This is a genomic window from Paenibacillus sp. Aloe-11, assembly GCF_000245715.1.
GTDB lineage: Bacteria > Bacillota > Bacilli > Paenibacillales > Paenibacillaceae > Paenibacillus > Paenibacillus kribbensis.
The window spans coordinates 1-16,557 of record NZ_JH601059.1; the positions used below are offsets into that span (position 1 = coordinate 1).

Annotated in this window: 18 protein-coding genes and 1 other annotated feature; all 18 genes read right to left on the minus strand. The window is 46.2% G+C overall.

The genetic code is table 11. The annotated features are described in order from the left end of the window. Nucleotides 1-446 precede the first annotated feature (446 nt). Complete coding sequence (locus WG8_RS18165; RefSeq protein ID WP_007431680.1) at nucleotides 447-2,102, minus strand: LysM peptidoglycan-binding domain-containing protein; 1,656 nt, start codon at nucleotides 2,100-2,102, stop codon at nucleotides 447-449. 159 nt (nucleotides 2,103-2,261) lie between these two features. Continuing rightward, entirely contained in the window at nucleotides 2,262-3,146 is an 885-nt protein-coding gene (gene ilvE, locus WG8_RS18170) for a branched-chain-amino-acid transaminase (RefSeq protein WP_007431681.1), read from the minus strand. A gap of 17 nt (nucleotides 3,147-3,163) precedes the next feature. Continuing rightward, entirely contained in the window at nucleotides 3,164-4,063 is a 900-nt protein-coding gene (gene pheA, locus WG8_RS18175; RefSeq protein WP_007431682.1) for a prephenate dehydratase, read from the minus strand. Beyond that, the gene (gene thrB, locus WG8_RS18180) at nucleotides 4,060-5,028 is read right to left on the minus strand and encodes a homoserine kinase (protein WP_007431683.1); all 969 of its coding nucleotides are present in this window, start codon (nucleotides 5,026-5,028) and stop codon (nucleotides 4,060-4,062) included. Before thrB ends, pheA begins: the two co-directional genes overlap by 4 nt. Nucleotides 5,029-5,055: 27 nt before the next feature. After that, nucleotides 5,056-6,342: a homoserine dehydrogenase gene (locus WG8_RS18185; protein WP_007431684.1), complete on the minus strand. Its 1,287-nt coding sequence runs from the start codon at nucleotides 6,340-6,342 to the stop codon at nucleotides 5,056-5,058. A 44-nt stretch (nucleotides 6,343-6,386) separates the two neighbouring features. Continuing rightward, nucleotides 6,387-6,824, minus strand: coding sequence for an ACT domain-containing protein (locus tag WG8_RS18190; protein WP_007431685.1), 438 nt, complete (start codon nucleotides 6,822-6,824; stop codon nucleotides 6,387-6,389). Nucleotides 6,825-6,979: 155 nt separating this feature from the next. After that, entirely contained in the window at nucleotides 6,980-8,290 is a 1,311-nt protein-coding gene (gene obgE / locus WG8_RS18195) for a GTPase ObgE (RefSeq protein WP_007431686.1), read from the minus strand. Nucleotides 8,291-8,303: 13 nt separating this feature from the next. Then, entirely contained in the window at nucleotides 8,304-9,041 is a 738-nt protein-coding gene (locus WG8_RS18200) for a Spo0B domain-containing protein (protein WP_043891254.1), read from the minus strand. A 145-nt stretch (nucleotides 9,042-9,186) separates the two neighbouring features. Further along, entirely contained in the window at nucleotides 9,187-9,504 is a 318-nt protein-coding gene (gene rpmA, locus WG8_RS18205) for a 50S ribosomal protein L27 (RefSeq protein WP_007431688.1), read from the minus strand. A 5-nt stretch (nucleotides 9,505-9,509) separates the two neighbouring features. Next, complete coding sequence (locus tag WG8_RS18210) at nucleotides 9,510-9,848, minus strand: ribosomal-processing cysteine protease Prp (protein WP_007431689.1); 339 nt, start codon at nucleotides 9,846-9,848, stop codon at nucleotides 9,510-9,512. A 13-nt stretch (nucleotides 9,849-9,861) separates the two neighbouring features. Beyond that, nucleotides 9,862-10,173, minus strand: coding sequence for a 50S ribosomal protein L21 (rplU, locus tag WG8_RS18215; RefSeq protein ID WP_007431690.1), 312 nt, complete (start codon nucleotides 10,171-10,173; stop codon nucleotides 9,862-9,864). Nucleotides 10,174-10,186: 13 nt separating this feature from the next. After that, nucleotides 10,187-10,274 (minus strand) — a sequence feature (ribosomal protein L21 leader region). Between the two features lie 98 nt (nucleotides 10,275-10,372). Continuing rightward, complete coding sequence (locus WG8_RS18220; protein ID WP_007431691.1) at nucleotides 10,373-11,557, minus strand: Rne/Rng family ribonuclease; 1,185 nt, start codon at nucleotides 11,555-11,557, stop codon at nucleotides 10,373-10,375. 49 nt (nucleotides 11,558-11,606) lie between these two features. Then, nucleotides 11,607-12,485: a M50 family metallopeptidase gene (locus WG8_RS18225; RefSeq protein ID WP_007431692.1), complete on the minus strand. Its 879-nt coding sequence runs from the start codon at nucleotides 12,483-12,485 to the stop codon at nucleotides 11,607-11,609. Beyond that, on the minus strand, nucleotides 12,478-13,323 hold the full coding sequence (locus WG8_RS18230; RefSeq protein ID WP_007431693.1) for a M23 family metallopeptidase: 846 nt from the start codon (nucleotides 13,321-13,323) through the stop codon (nucleotides 12,478-12,480). The genes WG8_RS18225 and WG8_RS18230 overlap by 8 nt, the downstream gene beginning before the upstream one ends. Nucleotides 13,324-13,651: 328 nt before the next feature. After that, complete coding sequence (gene minD, locus WG8_RS18235) at nucleotides 13,652-14,449, minus strand: septum site-determining protein MinD (RefSeq protein ID WP_007431694.1); 798 nt, start codon at nucleotides 14,447-14,449, stop codon at nucleotides 13,652-13,654. 3 nt (nucleotides 14,450-14,452) lie between these two features. Beyond that, nucleotides 14,453-15,115: a septum site-determining protein MinC gene (gene minC / locus WG8_RS18240; protein ID WP_007431695.1), complete on the minus strand. Its 663-nt coding sequence runs from the start codon at nucleotides 15,113-15,115 to the stop codon at nucleotides 14,453-14,455. An 82-nt stretch (nucleotides 15,116-15,197) separates the two neighbouring features. Next, entirely contained in the window at nucleotides 15,198-15,728 is a 531-nt protein-coding gene (gene mreD, locus WG8_RS18245) for a rod shape-determining protein MreD (RefSeq protein WP_007431696.1), read from the minus strand. Then, on the minus strand, nucleotides 15,728-16,552 hold the full coding sequence (gene mreC, locus WG8_RS18250) for a rod shape-determining protein MreC (protein ID WP_306294966.1): 825 nt from the start codon (nucleotides 16,550-16,552) through the stop codon (nucleotides 15,728-15,730). Before mreC ends, mreD begins: the two co-directional genes overlap by 1 nt. Nucleotides 16,553-16,557: the final 5 nt, after the last annotated feature.

Sequence of the window (16,557 nt, forward strand, 5' to 3'; positions counted from 1 at the left end):
AAAGAGCGATTAGCTCATTTTGAATCTGACGAGATAAAATATCTCTTGTTGCTTCGATTTCATACAGCCTGAAGGCATGCACCAAAATCTCAGCGGTGGATTTTGCGAACAAAATCCGTACTCACTCGTTGTTCAGTTTTCAAAGATCAAACCTACATTATATCTTGATTTTGTTCTTACTTCGTTTCACCACCACGTCTCAGCGGCGACTTAAATAATATATCATGTTTCTCAAATCTTTGCAACACTTTTTTTTCAAGAAGATTTTTTAAGCATTTTCCTTTGCTCGTGTTGCTTACCATCTCGTAAAAGACAGCTACAAGAATATACCACATAAACATCCTGATTAGCAACACCTTTTTTTATATCAATAATTAGCTGGATTTAAATAAAGAGACCATCATTCCCTATAGGCAGAATAATAGTCTCTTTTATTTAGGTTTTTATCAGTCCCTAATCCATGGATTTTTACGCGAGTTGGTACTATAGGATGAAGAACGAGATGCTGCTGCTGTCAGCTTACGTTTTTTCTGCTTCGTTGTAGTACTATTATTTCCCGAAATCTTGGCTTGGGATTTTTCTTCCTTGGCTGTACTGCTAGATTCGACCTTTGTTTTACCTTTACGCGCATTCCCGTCTTTTGGTTTAGTGGAAGAATCAGCTTCATTTTGAGAGGAAACAGTCAGATTGTTAGCATTGTCCTGCACTCCCTGGAATGTTGCAGACTCCGTATTCCCTTCCCTGCGACCACAGTCCGGCATAAACATGTAGGGTGTCGTATATCCCTCTAGTGGGTACACAGGTGCATTCCCATGTGAGAATGGATGATAGGGAGAATTCGCTGACTGTTGTCCTTGTAACTGGCTATAGTCGGACACGTATCCACTTGCAGGCAAACCGTATTGAGGTCCACCCCATTCATGGCCCCACTGACTGCCCTGAACTACACTCTCAGGGTGCTGTGGGTAGCATTGATGAATAAATGACGGATTGACAGGATAGGATGTATTTTCAGACGCTTCATGACCCGGATAATATCCAGGGATGCAGCAATCTGAATAGGCAGGATAAGGTGTTGGATAGGCATTTATAGGCGCTGTTTGCACAGGTCCCCAACTCCATGGATGCTCACAGTCATGATGATAGCTCTGAATTGGAGCTACAGAAGGAGAGGCATTTTCTGCAAAGGAGGTATTTACAGAAGCATTCCCCCAAGATTGAGGAGACCCAATACCCGGATACCACGAGTTCGGCATTGTATTTATTTGTGGGCTGTAATCAAATGTTGGCTGCTGTACTGGCCATGGAGAATTTATTATCGACTTCGAGCTTGTGTAAACACAAAACTTTTCAGTTACGGGTTGCTTCTTCTCCACATTTACTGGAAGCTGTGGCTTCGGTGCAATCGGTTGAGTAACTATAGGTTTCATTTGAGGTGGAGCTGGTGGTGTAACTATGGGCTGCATTTTAGGCGGAGCCGGTTGGGTAACTATGGGTTGTATTTGAGGTGGAGCAGGATTCACTGGTACCATGGGAACTTCCGGCAGTTTTAATTCGGGAAGCTTAGGAGGATTCTCTGTTTCTTTCGGCTGCATCATCTGTTCATTAGGACTAGGGATATTCTCCGGTTTAGGGTGATTCGACTCCTCCTTAGGCTGGGTAAGCTCTTGCTTGGTTGGGGACTCGACTGGGGACTCAGCTTTAGGCTGCGTCATCTCTGGTTTAACTGCGGTATTTTTTTTATTTTCCACAGGGTCAGAGGCTTCTTCCTTATAGTGTGGGATATGAACTGTTTCTCCAACCAAAAGAGCGTTGGGATTCTTAAGCTGGGGATTGGCGTTAATAATTAGCTTAAGCGGTACATTCCAGGCTTTGGACAACTTCCACAAGGTGTCTCCTTGCTTAACCTTGTGCTGATACACCGTTGACGGTTGTGTTTCCATCGTAACAGGATCTGTCGGGATTTTGATTTTCTCGCCAATGCTCAGCTGATTAGGGTCAGCCAATTGGGGATTGGCAGCAATAACTTTCTCCAGTGCCACATTATACTTCTGTGCCAGCAAGTACAGGGTGTCACCTTTTTTGACGATGTGTATTTTCACAGGTCACAAACCTCCTAGCTTTCGTTTGGGCGGGATAAACGCCCGGCTTCTGTTATTACATCCTATGCACCTCCCGGGCGAATGACCCCATACAAACAAAAAAATCCTTTCAACTGAATACTCTTGCGAGCATCCTGTCAAAAGGATTCACTGTTTATTTTAGTTCTGCCACACTTTATAGCCGTCCTGATCGACGATTTTCCGGAACTCGGCCAACAGCTCCAAAGTCACTGGACCAGCAACACCGGAACCAATCGTACGACCATCAACTTCATAAGCTGCAATCACTTCCGCTGCAGTTCCTGTAAAAAAGACCTCATCCGCCACATATACATCATGCAATGTAAAAGGTTGCTCTTTGAGCGCATATCCAAGCTCGGCGCACAAATCAATGATAGCATTACGGGTTATGCCCTCAAGTGCTCCCAAATAGCAAGGCGGTGTATAAAGCACTCCGTTTTTGACAATAAAAATGTTGTCCGCGGAGCCTTCTGTCACATAGCCTTGAGAATTGAGCATAATAGCCTCGCCCACACCAGCATAGTTAGATTGAATCTTCACCAGGATATTGTTGAGATAGTTCAACGATTTAATCTTCGGATTCAAAGCATCTGGGATATTGCGACGCTGGGAGACAGAGATCGTTTTCAGGCCGGTCAAGTAAGCTTCCTCCGGGTAAATGGCGAGCTGCTCCACGATGATGATGACACTTGCCTTCGCACAACGAAGAGGATCAAGTCCTAAATTCCCCGCACCACGAGATACAATCAGGCGGATATATCCGTTACGCATTTCGTTAAGGCGAATCGTTTCAGCCATCGCTTCCAGCATTTCATCCTGAGATAACGGAATGCTCAACTGAATGGATTTCGCAGAATCATACAGACGGTCCAAGTGCTCTTTGCACTTAAAAATATTGCCGTTATAGATACGGATTCCTTCGAATATACCGTCTCCGTACAAGAAACCATGATCATATACAGAAACCTTTGCGTTTTCCTTCGTTACATGCTGCCCATCCAGATAAATCCATTGCTCTGCCATTAAAACCACACCTCCGATTATTGTTCCTTTACAATTGGTTCGATCGCTGCTTCAACATACTTGTAGCTTGGATAAGAGCCAAGAATACGTACTTGACACCCCAAAGCCTCAATCTCTGCAAAGGCTGCCGGGAGCAGAACGGAATGCAGAGACTCCAAAATTTCAATGTAAAAATAATAATTGCCCAGTTGCTTTTTGGTTGGACGCGATTCGATACGGGACAGATTCAACCTGCGCCATGCAAACGCGGATAACACCTGATGCAGTGCTCCCGGAAAATCCTGCGGCGGTGTAACCAGAATACTGGTCCGCTGTCCATCAGGGGTACGCGGGAGACTCATAGGTTGATGACCGATCAGGACAAAACGGGTAAAGTTGTTGTCGTGATCCGTCACCTTACTGGCCAAGATATCCAGTCCGTGTTTGGCAGCCGCAAGCTTGGTTCCGAGAGCGGTCCAGCCTTTACCAGGGTTATGCTTAACAATTTCGACAGCTTCCGCCGTACTTCCTGCACTCTCCAAATCAGCTTGAGGAGCGAAAGCCTGTATGAAACCCTTACACTGGGGAAGCGCTACGGGATGAGACATAATTTTGACCACTTTGCTCAAATCCAGCTCGCCCCGGTCATTGGTAAATTCACTGCGATGTCCAATAAGGTTTTGAATGGAAGGATATATCCATTCCGCTTGCATCTGAATGTCTACTTCATGTACAAGCCAATCCATGTGTAAACTTACAGAGCCATCAATCGTATTCTCAATGGGAATGACACTGTAGTCTGCCTCCCCCTTGTCTACTGCCTGAAACACGTCTGCTATGTGCTTATAAAATAGTAATTCACAGGGCGTATCTCCTAGCAAATACTTAATCGCCTCATGAGAAACGGTCCCCTCAGGAAGAAGTGCAATTCGTTTCATTTCATAAGTTCCCCTTTTATCATATCCATAAAAGAAAGTGTATTCCCTTCCGTATATACTTTAACGCCTTCACTCTCCGGGCGCAATTTTAACACGGAGGCATTGATGCCCTGTTTACTCATCGTATCCGTTAAATACTGTTCCAGCTCCGCTTTCCGATTCTCCCGACGGTCGGTCAACGCCAGGAGTGTCGGTCCAGCACCGCTGAGCGCCACTCCTAGGGCACCATGATGGTGCGCATCCTGCAGAATCTCTGTCATCCCCGGTACAAGGGCTGCGCGGTAAGGCTGATGAAGCCGATCACTCATCGCTTCAGCGATCAACTCTGTTCGGCCCGATGCCAATGCTGCTACAAGCATCGAAGCATGACTTACATTGTATACAGCATCCTTTAAGGATACATGCTCGGGCAGCGCCTCTCTGGCCTTGGACGTAGACAATTGAAACTCTGGAATGACTACCGTAACCTCCAGATTAATATCCGGCTCAATCCGTAAGTGCTTGGCATGCTTACCATCCCACACGGCAGTAATAATGCCGCCAAACAGGGAGGCTCCAACATTGTCTGGATGCTTTTCAATAGCGCTCGCCATGTCAAACAGTTTGGAATCCGACAGAGGCGAGCCGATCAGTGTATTGGCGGCCACTAGAGCGCCTATAATGGCGGAAGCGCTGCTGCCCAAGCCACGGGTAAGCGGAATATCCGAGTACATCGAAATATCCAGTTCAGGAACAGCTACGCCAGCTTCTCGAAAAACCATTTGTGCTACCTTGTAAATCAGATTTGTTTTATCTTGCGGAACACCATTCATTTCATCTCCGTACAGATGGAAAGCCGTCTGTTCGGCCTCTTTCAGTTCAATCCATGCATATAAGGATAACGCCATGCCCAATGTATCAAAACCGGGGCCCAGGTTGGCGGTACTCGCAGGCACACGCACCCTTGCTGTTTTCAAAACGGTCATACAGACAATTCCTCCTGCTTTTATTGACTATCCTTCTACCCGATATACACTTTTGATGCGGCGAATCACGTCCAAAGTTTCAAAATGCTCCAAAACCTTTTTCATACTCGCCTTGCTGGCCAAATGCGTTACAATAATAATTTCTGCATCGGGATTAGCCTCATTCGGTTGCTGTACAACAGATGCCAGACTGACGTTGAATTCAGCAAATACCTGCGTAATCCGTGCCAATACCCCGGCTTTATCATCCACATGCAAAAGCACGAAATTTTTGAAATATACATCTTCGTCATTACTGATTTTTTTGGGGTTGTAAGGTACGATTGCTTTAAGCCCATTCACGCCAAGCTTGAGGTTTTTCACAACGGCTACCAGATCAGCCACAACCGATGTAGCCGTCGGCATTTCGCCTGCACCCGCACCATAAAACATCGTTTCACCCACTGCTTCACCATGCACATACACTGCGTTGAATACCCCGTTCACCGAAGCCAATGGATGCTGCTTGCGTACCATCGTCGGCTGAACGTTGATCGTAAATTCATCGCCCTGACGCTCTGCAATGCCAAGCAATTTCATTTCATATCCTAGCTTTTTGGCAAAAGCGATATCCTCACTGGTCACCTTCGAAATACCGCTGACACTTACATCCTTGAGTTCTACATCAGAACGGAAACCAAGTGTGCCGAGAATAGCCATTTTACGAGCGGCATCCAGTCCCTCTACATCTGAAGTTGGATCGGCTTCAGCGTATCCAAGCTCCTGCGCTTCCTTCAGAACCTCCTCGTACGAGGCCCCCTCCTGGCTCATTTTAGTTAAAATGAAGTTTGTTGTACCGTTCACAATTCCCATAATACGGGTGATACGATCGGAGGAAAAACCCTCAATTAACGTGCGAATGATCGGAATCCCGCCTGCTACGCTGGCTTCATAAAAAACATCACATTGCTTTTCCTGCGCCTTAGCTAATACTTCGGAGCCATGCAAAGCCATTAAGTCCTTATTGGCTGTTACGATGTGCTTGCCTCGCTCCAGCGCTTCCAGAATGTACTCCTTGGTCTGATCAACACCTCCCATGACTTCGATAATGATATCAATGTCAGGATCACGAATGACTTCCCATGGGTCCTCCGTAAGCTTAGCACCATCCACTTCAATGGATCGATATTTGTCAATATTTTTTACAGCTATTTTTTCAATAATGATAGGTGAACCAACTTGTCTGCTCAAATCTTCCTGATTTCCTTCTACGATTCGAACAACTCCCGTTCCTACCGTACCTAAACCCAACAATCCTACTTTGACCGGTTTCATCCATTCCCCTCCTGCTAACTTTTATCTAATAGGCGGTGTAGCCCTTAGCCTTGCCCAATCAGGCGGACACGTTTGACGCCAGAGATGGTTTCCAGGCCTTCTAATAGAACACCCAGTTCTTCGCTTAGTCTGGACATTTCCACCGAGATGACTACGTTGGCTCTGCCCTGTAGCGGAATGCTCTGCTGGATGGTCAGCACATTGCCTCCGTAATCCGCCACCCTGCCAAGCACTCTGGACAGCATGCCGGATTGATGTTCCAAATCAATGGAGATATTGACAATTCGCTCACGCTCCAGCTGGTTGACCAAATGAATGCCATCTTTATATTTATAAAACGCGCTTCGACTCAGCCCAACTTGCTCCACGGCGTCATGCACGGTTTTAACATCTCCTGAAGCAAGCAGTAATTTAACCTGTATTGTCTTCACAATGGCTTCAGGCAAAATATCTTCCCGTACCAAGTAATAGCGCTCTTTCACGAACGTCCTCTCCTCAAAGACTTATGTTTTTGTATAGAGGACATTATATCGAAACTCCTGAAAATCGGCAAGCTATCCATACAAAAAACGGCTACTGCCATCTATAGAAATCCCTATAGTGCAGTAACCGTCCATCTCAGACTATTATTTCATTTTTAGTAGTAGCTGCTGCCTTCCACGAATTCGAACTCGAAATCAGCGATCCGTACAGATGTACCATCTGTGGCACCACGCTTACGCAGCTCGGCATCCACACCCATATGGCGCAGCGTTCTTGCCAATTTCAAAATGGCATCGTGCGAATTGAGTTGCATGCGTTTCATCATGCGCTCAATTTTAGGGCTATGCACGACGAACGTGTCGTTCTCACGTACAATCGTAAAGCCTTCGTCTTCTGCCGCATCCAGCTTAAATACCTTACGCTCATTAACTTCTGCTACTTCCTCAACGACCGGCTCGTCCGGTATTTGATCCAGCAAATCAGCAGCCCGATAAAGCAGTTCTTTGATGCCTTGGCGTGTCAGCGAGGAAATAGGCATAATTTCCAAGTCCGGACGCACAGCAGCGACCTGCTCTTTGAATTGTGCCAGGTTTTCTTCCGCTTCCGGCATATCCATTTTATTCGCTGCGACAATTTGTGGACGTTCCGCCAAGTTTGCGTTGTATTGCTTTAATTCGTCGTTAATTTTAGTCCAATCTTCAAACGGATCGCGTCCCTCCGAGCCTGCCATATCGACGACATGGATAATAACGCGTGTCCGCTCAATGTGTCGCAGAAATTCATGCCCCAGCCCAATGCCCTCATGGGCTCCTTCAATCAACCCAGGGAGATCAGCCATCACAAAGTTACGATGATCACCCACATCCACGACACCCAAATTCGGGGTAATCGTTGTAAAGTGGTAGGCGCCAATCTTTGGCTTTGCAGAGGATACGACTGACAGCAATGTAGATTTCCCTACGCTAGGGAAGCCGACCAAGCCTACGTCAGCCATCACCTTTAGTTCAAGGGTAATATAACGTTCTTGTCCCTCTCCACCGTTCTCAGCCAACTCAGGCGCTGGATTACTAGGCGTAGCAAAACGAATATTTCCGCGTCCTCCGCGCCCTCCTTTTGCTACGATAACCTGTTGTCCATGGCGTGTCATATCTGCCAATACTTCACCCGTATCATCATCGGTGATGACTGTTCCCGGTGGTATGCGTACAATCATATGCTCCGCATTAGCTCCATGTTGAGATTTGTTACGACCCTTGACACCACGCTGGGCTTTAAAATGCCGTTGGTATCGAAAATCCATCAAGGTACGCAATCCTTCATCTACACGGAAAATCACATCTCCCCCGTTCCCTCCGTCGCCACCAGCCGGACCTCCTTCAGGAACGTATTTTTCACGGCGAAACGCAATTAGGCCGTCTCCACCGTCGCCGCCTTTAACAAAAATCTTCGCTTTATCTACAAACATGGTTACACCTTCCTTATGTCTGGCACTCCATCCGAATTTGAAGCATTTCGCCTGTTGGGAGCTTCTCTGTTCGAATGCGTTCACTTCCGTGTACGGATCTGACCTGCTTTAAAAAATTCGAATCGGCAGGTATTTCACTTCCTTCAAAGCGGACAATAACATCATTCTGATCCATACCGAAAAACAGTGTCAATCTGCGCACTTCTCCCCAGGACGACCGGCCACTGCCGTATTGATATGCACGCACCGTTTCTATGACAGCCGAGGCAAGCGACTCGCCGTCTTCGGGAGACATGACAGCGTCCAACTTTAAATGCTCCTCAACCTGTACCGACAACTGTAAATTCCCGGCGTTTACGCGAAAAGACTGCAAATAAAATACCAGTGAAGGAATACCCAGCTTGGATATTTTACTTTCTTCGGCCACGCGCTCTTTTATTGTTTCCACATAATCAGCTGATTTATCATGCTTATTCATACGAATATAGCCATAAAGCACCTGTAGGTCATTCATCCAGTCATGTCGATGATGGTTAAGCGTTGCGATAGCTGTATGCTCCAACGAACGCAAAGCAGCTTTACGCTCATTCTCAGCCTGTCTATGCGTATACCACATGCCAAAACAAGCAGCAGCAACAGACCATACAGCTAATATGATAATCGTTAAACCTTCAGGATAGAGCAGTGAAAAAACCAAAGGAATCAGAATGGAACCCAACGCCAAATAAGGCGCTCTTATCCGCTGGAACATGGCTTCTCTCCGTTCTGCCATAATTAATGAATTATTAAATAACCTTAATCCAGTATAGCACAGACTGACTTTCCAGTTCATTACCATCATGCAAAAAAGCCTCCGACAAAAGTGCCGGAGGCTTTTCAGCGTGTCTAAGCCGCTATTAAGCTTCTACAGTAGCTGCTACTGGAGCAGCGTCAATCGGGTAGATGCTCACCTTTTTACGATCACGGCCCCAACGTTCGAACTTCACAACGCCGTCCACTTTCGCGAACAGAGTGTCGTCCTTACCGATGCCCACATTCGCGCCCGGGTGAATTTTCGTTCCGCGTTGACGAACCAGAATGCTACCGCCGGTAACTGCTTGACCGTCAGCACGTTTCACGCCAAGACGTTTCGATCTGCTGTCACGTCCGTTTTTCGTGGAACCTACACCTTTTTTCGATGCGAACAATTGAAGATCCAATGTCAATTTCAACATGATGTCTACCTCCTTCTTTGTTTATTTTCTATTTGAATATACCTACCATATGATTCAGCAATACTTGTCAGCATAATCACCATAGACTCCAGCAGCAGTTGAACCTGTGCGTTAGTAACATGATGACTTTCAGGAGGAAAATACGCGCTCAAAAAGCCGTTTTCCATTTCTGTTTCCATTTCAACGTCCGTAAGAGCTCCGATCGAATTGACAGTTCCTACAGTTACCGCTGAAACACCAGCACATACAATATCCTCGCCAGACTTGGCGTAATTCGCATGGCCTTTAATAGAAAATCCCTGTATGCTGCCATCCTCCAATCGTATAATGCACACGATAATCACTTATCGCACCCTCTTACGCTTGGATTTTTTCAATCGTCACTTTCGTGTACGGTTGACGATGACCTTGCTTCACATGATAGTTCTTTTTAGGTTTGTATTTGTATACAATGACCTTTTGACCTTTACCATGCTTCTCAACTTTAGCTGTTACAGAAGCTCCGGAAAGAAGCGGTGTACCTGCTGTCAAGCCATTGTCGCCAGACACTGCCAGAACACGGTCGAACGTTACAGTTTCACCATCGTTCGCTTCCAACTTCTCGATGAACAATACGTCGCCCTCTTGAACTTTGTATTGCTTACCACCTGTTTCGATAATTGCGTACATTTGCTTGCACCTCCTTATTTCTCAGACTCGCCTAATAGCAGGTGGCAGATTCCCAAAGGATACTGCACTTCAGTACCTGATTGGAGCGGTTACAGCATGTGCAGCCAAACTTACGCATCACACATACTAAGTGAGTATAGCACAAGCTTCATCCACATTCAACCTCTAGTTTTGAAATGATTTTGATTTACAGATTGCTCTACACAAGCGTCTTTTCCTCACGCACCTTTTTACGGGTCATTTCCAGAAGACCTAGCCGCGTCCAGCCCACAACATATGATTTGGTCCGATCCTTCTTTAGCCTGGCCTCCAGAACAGAGGATACTTCCCTACGGTTCTCCTCTTGCTCCATGTCAATAAAATCAATGATGATAATGCCACCAATATCGCGTACTCGCACCAGCCGGGCAATTTCTTCGGCTGCTTCGATGTTAGTCCGGGTCACCGTCTCTTCCAGATTGCTGCCGCCCGTAAACTTACCGGTATTCACATCGATAACGGTCAATGCCTCCGTATGATCAATGACAATGTATCCGCCGCCCTGAAGCCATACTTTTCGTGCAAAATCACGTTCCAGCTGCTGGTTGATACCATAGGCATTAAAGATCGTTTCTTCTGCACTACGGAATATGCTCACATGAGCTTTCGCCGGACCAATCTGTTGCAGCATGATTTCCGCATCCTTCGCCTGTTCCTCGCTGTCAATGACCAGCTCATCCTGTTCCGGGGTAAACACGTCCCGAATCAAGCGTTGAACGATGCTCAAATCCCTGTGTAGTTCACATGGAGCGGAGGATTCACCAGCTTTACGCTGAATGAGCGCCCACTGCTGACGTAGTTGGTCCAGATCATTTTCAATCGCCTCTATACTCATTTCCTCCGAAACGGTACGGATAATGATCCCTTCCTCACCCGTGCGCAGCTGTTCCCCCATTGCTTTCAAACGGGTACGTTCTCCCTCACGCTCGATTTTCTTGGATACAGCCACATAGTCGGCGCGGGGCATGTATACGATCCAACGACCCGGAAGTGAAAAATGAGTTGTCACTCTGGCTCCCTTGCTGCCAACAGCCTCTTTTAATACCTGTACAACAATTTCCTGACCCACCTTTAACAGTTCGGAAATGGACGGTTTTACCTGCGGCTGCTTGTCCAAATGAGCATGAAGTACGTCATCCACATATAAAAAAGCATTTTTTCGTTGTCCAATGTCAACAAAAGCGGCTTGCATACCCGGCAGCACATTGACTACCCTCGCTTTGAAGAAAGAACCTAAAATCCCCCGTTTTCGTGGCAGCTCTGCCGCATATTCAACCAATCGTCCCTCTTCCAACAGCGCCATTTGGGTCATCTGCTGCTGGCACTGTACAATCATTTGTTTCATGGTTTTTCAACCTCTCTGGATACAGCCTCTTCCTTAGCTCTTAAAACATTTATTTAAGCTTTGGTTTCTCACCATCTGGCGGACGTGCCGCAAAATAAGAGCGAATAAGGCGCTGCTCCGGCAGTACGGCTACAATCCGTCCCTGTTCATTCATAACGTAAACCATATGATACCGATCTCTTCTAAAAAGACGCAAAATAGGCTCCAAATGTTTCACTGGCAAGGATACAATAGGTAAGGCAATACTTCCCTTAGCTGCTTCGCGGTAAAAAAGCTCGTCCCTCCCCAGCAAAAAACGTATAAAACGGTAAGGAATATTACGATAATCCACAATATTAGAATAAAGCAAAAAAATCCCTACCGCCAGCAGATTTAAATGCACAGGTCCATTTTGTCTTAACAGTGGAGAAATTCCATACATGCAAAATAGCAAGCTCGTCACGATACTGGCCCGAAAAGTCCACACTAACGTACGATGATAAGAAAGAAACAAGCTGATCAACGCCTGCAGTATTTTTCCACCATCCAGCGGCAAAATCGGCAGCAAATTGAACAATGCAATCACTGCATTTCCCTGAATAATATAATTTACATAATCATGCTCAGCCCCGCTCACATTTCTGAACCATAAAAGGATGATGATCATGATTCCATTTTGCAGAGGTCCAGCCAGCGCTATGACAACTTCCTTCCACGCATTGAGCTTCCCCTGATCCTCAATGACCGCCACTCCTCCAAAGGGTAGCATCTGTATGGAAAGCACTCGCGCCCCCAACAACGAAGCGGCTGTCGCATGACCCAACTCATGGATAAACACCAGTGTAAACAAGGTCATGATCTCAATAAAATGTCCAGTCAACACAGAAGTCAACATGACCAGTACAAACAGTGGATGCAGTGATAAGGTCACACCCCGGACATTAATCAAGAGCTACCACTTCCGCCGGATCAATATACTGATCCCCCCTCTGCAATGCAAAAAACAGAGTCACCGCCTCATTGGCGCTATGGCTTGCTGAAAGTACACCAACCTCATCCCCCTCCTGAACCCAGTCGTTTACCTTTAGGGTAGAGCGAGAAAGCCTTCCGTATGTTGCAGTAATACCACCAGTGTGACGAATCGTAATTGTAGTTCCACTTTTGGGATGATTCAAAATGTCCAATACACGTCCTGCATCTATACTTTTAACAGCGACTACCCCGTTGCTGGTAACATTCGGCGTAATTTCAACCCCTTTAAGGCTTAGTGCAAACGGCTGTGTTATATTGCCTTCAATCGGCGCAAAAGCCTTTCGGCCCGCATTCACCTTGTGCGTTTCAGTCTCCTCGCCAAAAATCGGTAAAAAGGAAGGGGCACCGTCAAAATAAGTTCCATACCATTGTCTGGCGGCTGCAAAATCCATATCCTTATTCAAGGAATCTGCGATAAACATTTTCAAATTCACCGCATAGGGAATATCCCAGCGAAACAATCCCCATACCATTCCAAATAACACAGTTGCCATTATTGATCTGCGCCAGAAAGAAGTCCAAAAAGACGGACTCCGATTCTCTCCGAAAGATTGACGCCAGCGTTGCTGTTCATTTTTCCATTCGGTTTCCGGGTCTCTGGGCCGATTTGCATTGATTACGGGCATTGACTTCATTTCTCTATTCCCGTACCTGTCCTGATATACACCGGAGGAATATGGTTCAGATTGGCCTCCCGCGATTAGCTGCTGTATACGTTCTTCTCTACGCTGCTTGATTCCGGAATTTTTATGCATCCTGTTCAGCCCCCTCAGCGAGGTATGTTTGATACATCTTATGAGGACGGGCTTCAACTTATGTTGTCCGGTTCGGGATTACGCTCCTGAAAAGCCAAAAAAACCGGCGTGAAATCCACCGGATGCATTAGTATGTAGGATAGCAAGACAAAACAAAGACACTTAAATAAGACTACCACTTATTTAAGTGTCCAGTATCACAAATAAAAAGATTGCATGGCTTTAAAAGCCTGTAAATCTTCGCCATGCCTTTCACTACATCCTCTACCTTGGGAAAACAGTGAAGGGACCACGCGGAGTGTCTCCCAGCCAAAACTCACGGCTTTACTCATCCACCCATACCAAAAAACTTCTTAAAGCGTGTCATCACGCTTTTCTTCTGATCCATCTGCATGAGGGGCACCGTATCACCCAAAATCCGTCTCGCAATGTTGCGGTAGGCAATCGCTGCTTGTGAATCTGGATTCATGACAGTAGGTTCTCCTGTATTGGCTGATTTGATCACCATTTCATCATCCGGCACGATCCCAATAAGGTCTATGCTAAGCACTTGTAAAATCCCATCAATATCTAACATATCCCCGGATTTAACCATGCTGTTACGAATGCGGTTAACCACCAGCTTGGGTGAAATTACATGTGAGCTTTCCAGCAAACCAATTACCCGATCAGCATCGCGTACGGCAGCATTTTCAGGGGTCGTTACAACAATGGCCTGATCCGCCCCGGCAATGGCATTTTTGAAGCCTTGCTCAATACCCGCAGGGCAGTCAATCAATATATATTCAAAATCCTTTTTAAGCTCCAATATAATATCCTTAACCTGCTCAGGTGTAACAGCACTCTTGTCCTTAGTCTGAGCGGCAGGCAGCATATAAAGCTCCTCAAAGCGCTTATCCTTGACCAGAGCCTGGTTTAAACGGCAACGACCTTCGGCTACATCAACCAGATCATAAATAATCCGATTTTCCAGACCCATTACCACGTCCAGATTACGCAGACCGATATCGGTATCCACCAGACACACCTTTTTACCGAGCAGTGCAAGCGCTGTTCCTATATTGGCTGACGTCGTCGTTTTACCGACGCCGCCTTTTCCTGAAGTGACGACGATAGCCTCTCCCATGTGCTACACCCCTTTGAACACGTTAAAATCGCGGCCCAGACGCACGATATTGCTCATTTTATCTATTTGCATAGCGCCATCCTTGAGATACGCAAACTCCATGCCGGATTCACGTGTCTCCCATTCGTCTGGTGGACGGCTGATCATTTCGGAAATTCGCAGTTGTGTCGGTGCAAAATAGGAGGCCGCGATAATCGCTTCGCTGTTGCCCTCCATCCCTGCGTGTGCCATGCCTCGCAGAGCGCCAAGGACATAGATATCACCGGTACATGTTATAATTCCGCCCGGGTTAACATCTCCTAAAAAGAGTAAATCCCCGTTATGATGAAGCACTTGACCTGACCGGATAATCCCTGTCACCGTATGAATAGGAGGCTTCCCCTGCACTTCCACAGGCAGCCCGGGAGATTCTATTGACCGTATGAGCAGATTCCCCTTCTGCTTCAAAATCTCCAGAATACTTTCCTTTTGTTCCTCTGTCACTTCCCGGCTTCCCAGCTTAATATCCACATGAATGATCGGGCCTGTTAAAATATTTTGATGACTGTGCTCCAGCTTAAAACGCAGCTCACCTAGCAAATCCTCAAACTCGCATTGATCGTCCAGCAGGAATACCAGGCCGTCTTTGATGCCTTTAATCGTGACATGATTCGATTTCACTGCCATTAGCCTGTCCCTCCTATTTCAATCATTTCGTCCCCGGGACGTCAAATCCCTGCTAACCCGGACAAAATGTGTGAAAAAAGACCTAGACAGCCTCTTCTTTTTTCACACGGGTACCCAAACGCTGCAATTGCTTGCGAACGGGTACATAAATAATGAGGGCAAACAGAAAATGGATAAATAAATCAGGAATCATATACTGTGCTAGCGCCCAGTCGAAAGTCTGATGGTTCAGCTGGAACAACTGATCAATGGCAAAAAGCATAGAGTCCAGCAGAAAGCTGCCAATCAACACAACTGCCATCATAATGGGCATTGGTGCACGCCTGGCTGTAAAAACAAGTCCCAATAAGTATACAGACAATCCCATTGCAAAAGAATAGGGCCCAATGATAAATCCGTAATAGACTACATCATGAATAAGTCCAAATACAATTCCCAGCACTAGTGCGATATGGCGGCTGTAATACACAGATACAAACAAGATTACGACATACACAAGATTAGGAACCATCCTTGAATGCCAGCTATCGGGAAGAAGCCACGGAAGAATCGTTCCTTCGGCTATAAACAGTACAAACAACAGCAGTACTAAAACCTGACCGCGCATCTTCATTATTCCGGTACCTCAGGAGTGTACAGAACGAACAGTTCCTTCCAATCTACAAAGCTGGCTGCCGGTTTAATAATAGCTGTCCGTGTTTGGCCAAACTCTCCGACCTGAATTTTTTCGACCGTGCCGATCAGCAGGTTTTTACGGAATTTCCCGCCACCACCGGACGTAATAATCTGATCCCCCTTGGCAATGGGGTCATTTTCCGAAATTTTTGTCATTTGAAACGTATTGGTGACTGGATCATAGCTTTCCACCATGCCGAATGTTTGCTCTTTCCCAAGTGCGGTAGCCGCTATCGCATAAGAATTTGGATTTTTAGGATCCAAAGTAGTCAGCAATGTTACTGTAGAGGTGAAATTTGCAGTTCTGCTAATAACTCCTACAAAGCCATCCAGAGACCTTACCTCCTGGCCAACTCGCGCTCCATCCTTTGATCCGATATCAATCACGAGCGTTTTGGAATCATTGCTCACGCTGTTAACCTGGGCGACACGCCAATCATAATTATTTTTCGCCTTTTGTTGCTGAGTAAACTGCAATTCGTTCTGCAATCTGACGTTAGTCTCTTTATAATTGCGGGTTTGAATTTGCTCGGTAGTAAGCTGTGCCACCGCAATTTTCAAACGTTCGTTTTCTTTATAGATGCTCCGCATATTTCCGATATCTTCAAAGAAGCCCGCTATTGCTGAAGCGGGCCTGTAAAAGATACCTTGCACAAAGCCAATTGAATCTCTGGCGAACTTCTCCGGCCAGGTTAAGGAATTTCTCTGTCCAAGTGTAATCCCCATAAGGGCAATAAACAGAACGATTCCGATCAATAGAATAAATA

Excerpts from the sequence above, each read along its gene's own strand:
- WG8_RS18185 (WP_007431684.1), bottom strand. The coding sequence starts at position 6,342 with ATGAAACCGGTCAAAGTAGGATTGTTGGGTTTAGGTACGGTAGGAACG.
- ilvE (WP_007431681.1), bottom strand. The coding sequence starts at position 3,146 with ATGGCAGAGCAATGGATTTATCTGGATGGGCAGCATGTAACGAAGGAA.
- rpmA (WP_007431688.1), bottom strand. The coding sequence starts at position 9,504 with ATGTTGAAATTGACATTGGATCTTCAATTGTTCGCATCGAAAAAAGGT.
- rplU (WP_007431690.1), bottom strand. The coding sequence starts at position 10,173 with ATGTACGCAATTATCGAAACAGGTGGTAAGCAATACAAAGTTCAAGAG.
- pheA (WP_007431682.1), bottom strand. The coding sequence starts at position 4,063 with ATGAAACGAATTGCACTTCTTCCTGAGGGGACCGTTTCTCATGAGGCG.
- minD (WP_007431694.1), bottom strand. The coding sequence starts at position 14,449 with ATGGGAGAGGCTATCGTCGTCACTTCAGGAAAAGGCGGCGTCGGTAAA.
- obgE (WP_007431686.1), bottom strand. The coding sequence starts at position 8,290 with ATGTTTGTAGATAAAGCGAAGATTTTTGTTAAAGGCGGCGACGGTGGA.
- thrB (WP_007431683.1), bottom strand. The coding sequence starts at position 5,028 with ATGACCGTTTTGAAAACAGCAAGGGTGCGTGTGCCTGCGAGTACCGCC.
- mreD (WP_007431696.1), bottom strand. The coding sequence starts at position 15,728 with ATGAAGATGCGCGGTCAGGTTTTAGTACTGCTGTTGTTTGTACTGTTT.
- minC (WP_007431695.1), bottom strand. The coding sequence starts at position 15,115 with ATGGCAGTGAAATCGAATCATGTCACGATTAAAGGCATCAAAGACGGC.
- WG8_RS18200 (WP_043891254.1), bottom strand. The coding sequence starts at position 9,041 with ATGTTCCAGCGGATAAGAGCGCCTTATTTGGCGTTGGGTTCCATTCTG.
- WG8_RS18230 (WP_007431693.1), bottom strand. The coding sequence starts at position 13,323 with ATGCATAAAAATTCCGGAATCAAGCAGCGTAGAGAAGAACGTATACAG.
- WG8_RS18220 (WP_007431691.1), bottom strand. The coding sequence starts at position 11,557 with ATGAAACAAATGATTGTACAGTGCCAGCAGCAGATGACCCAAATGGCG.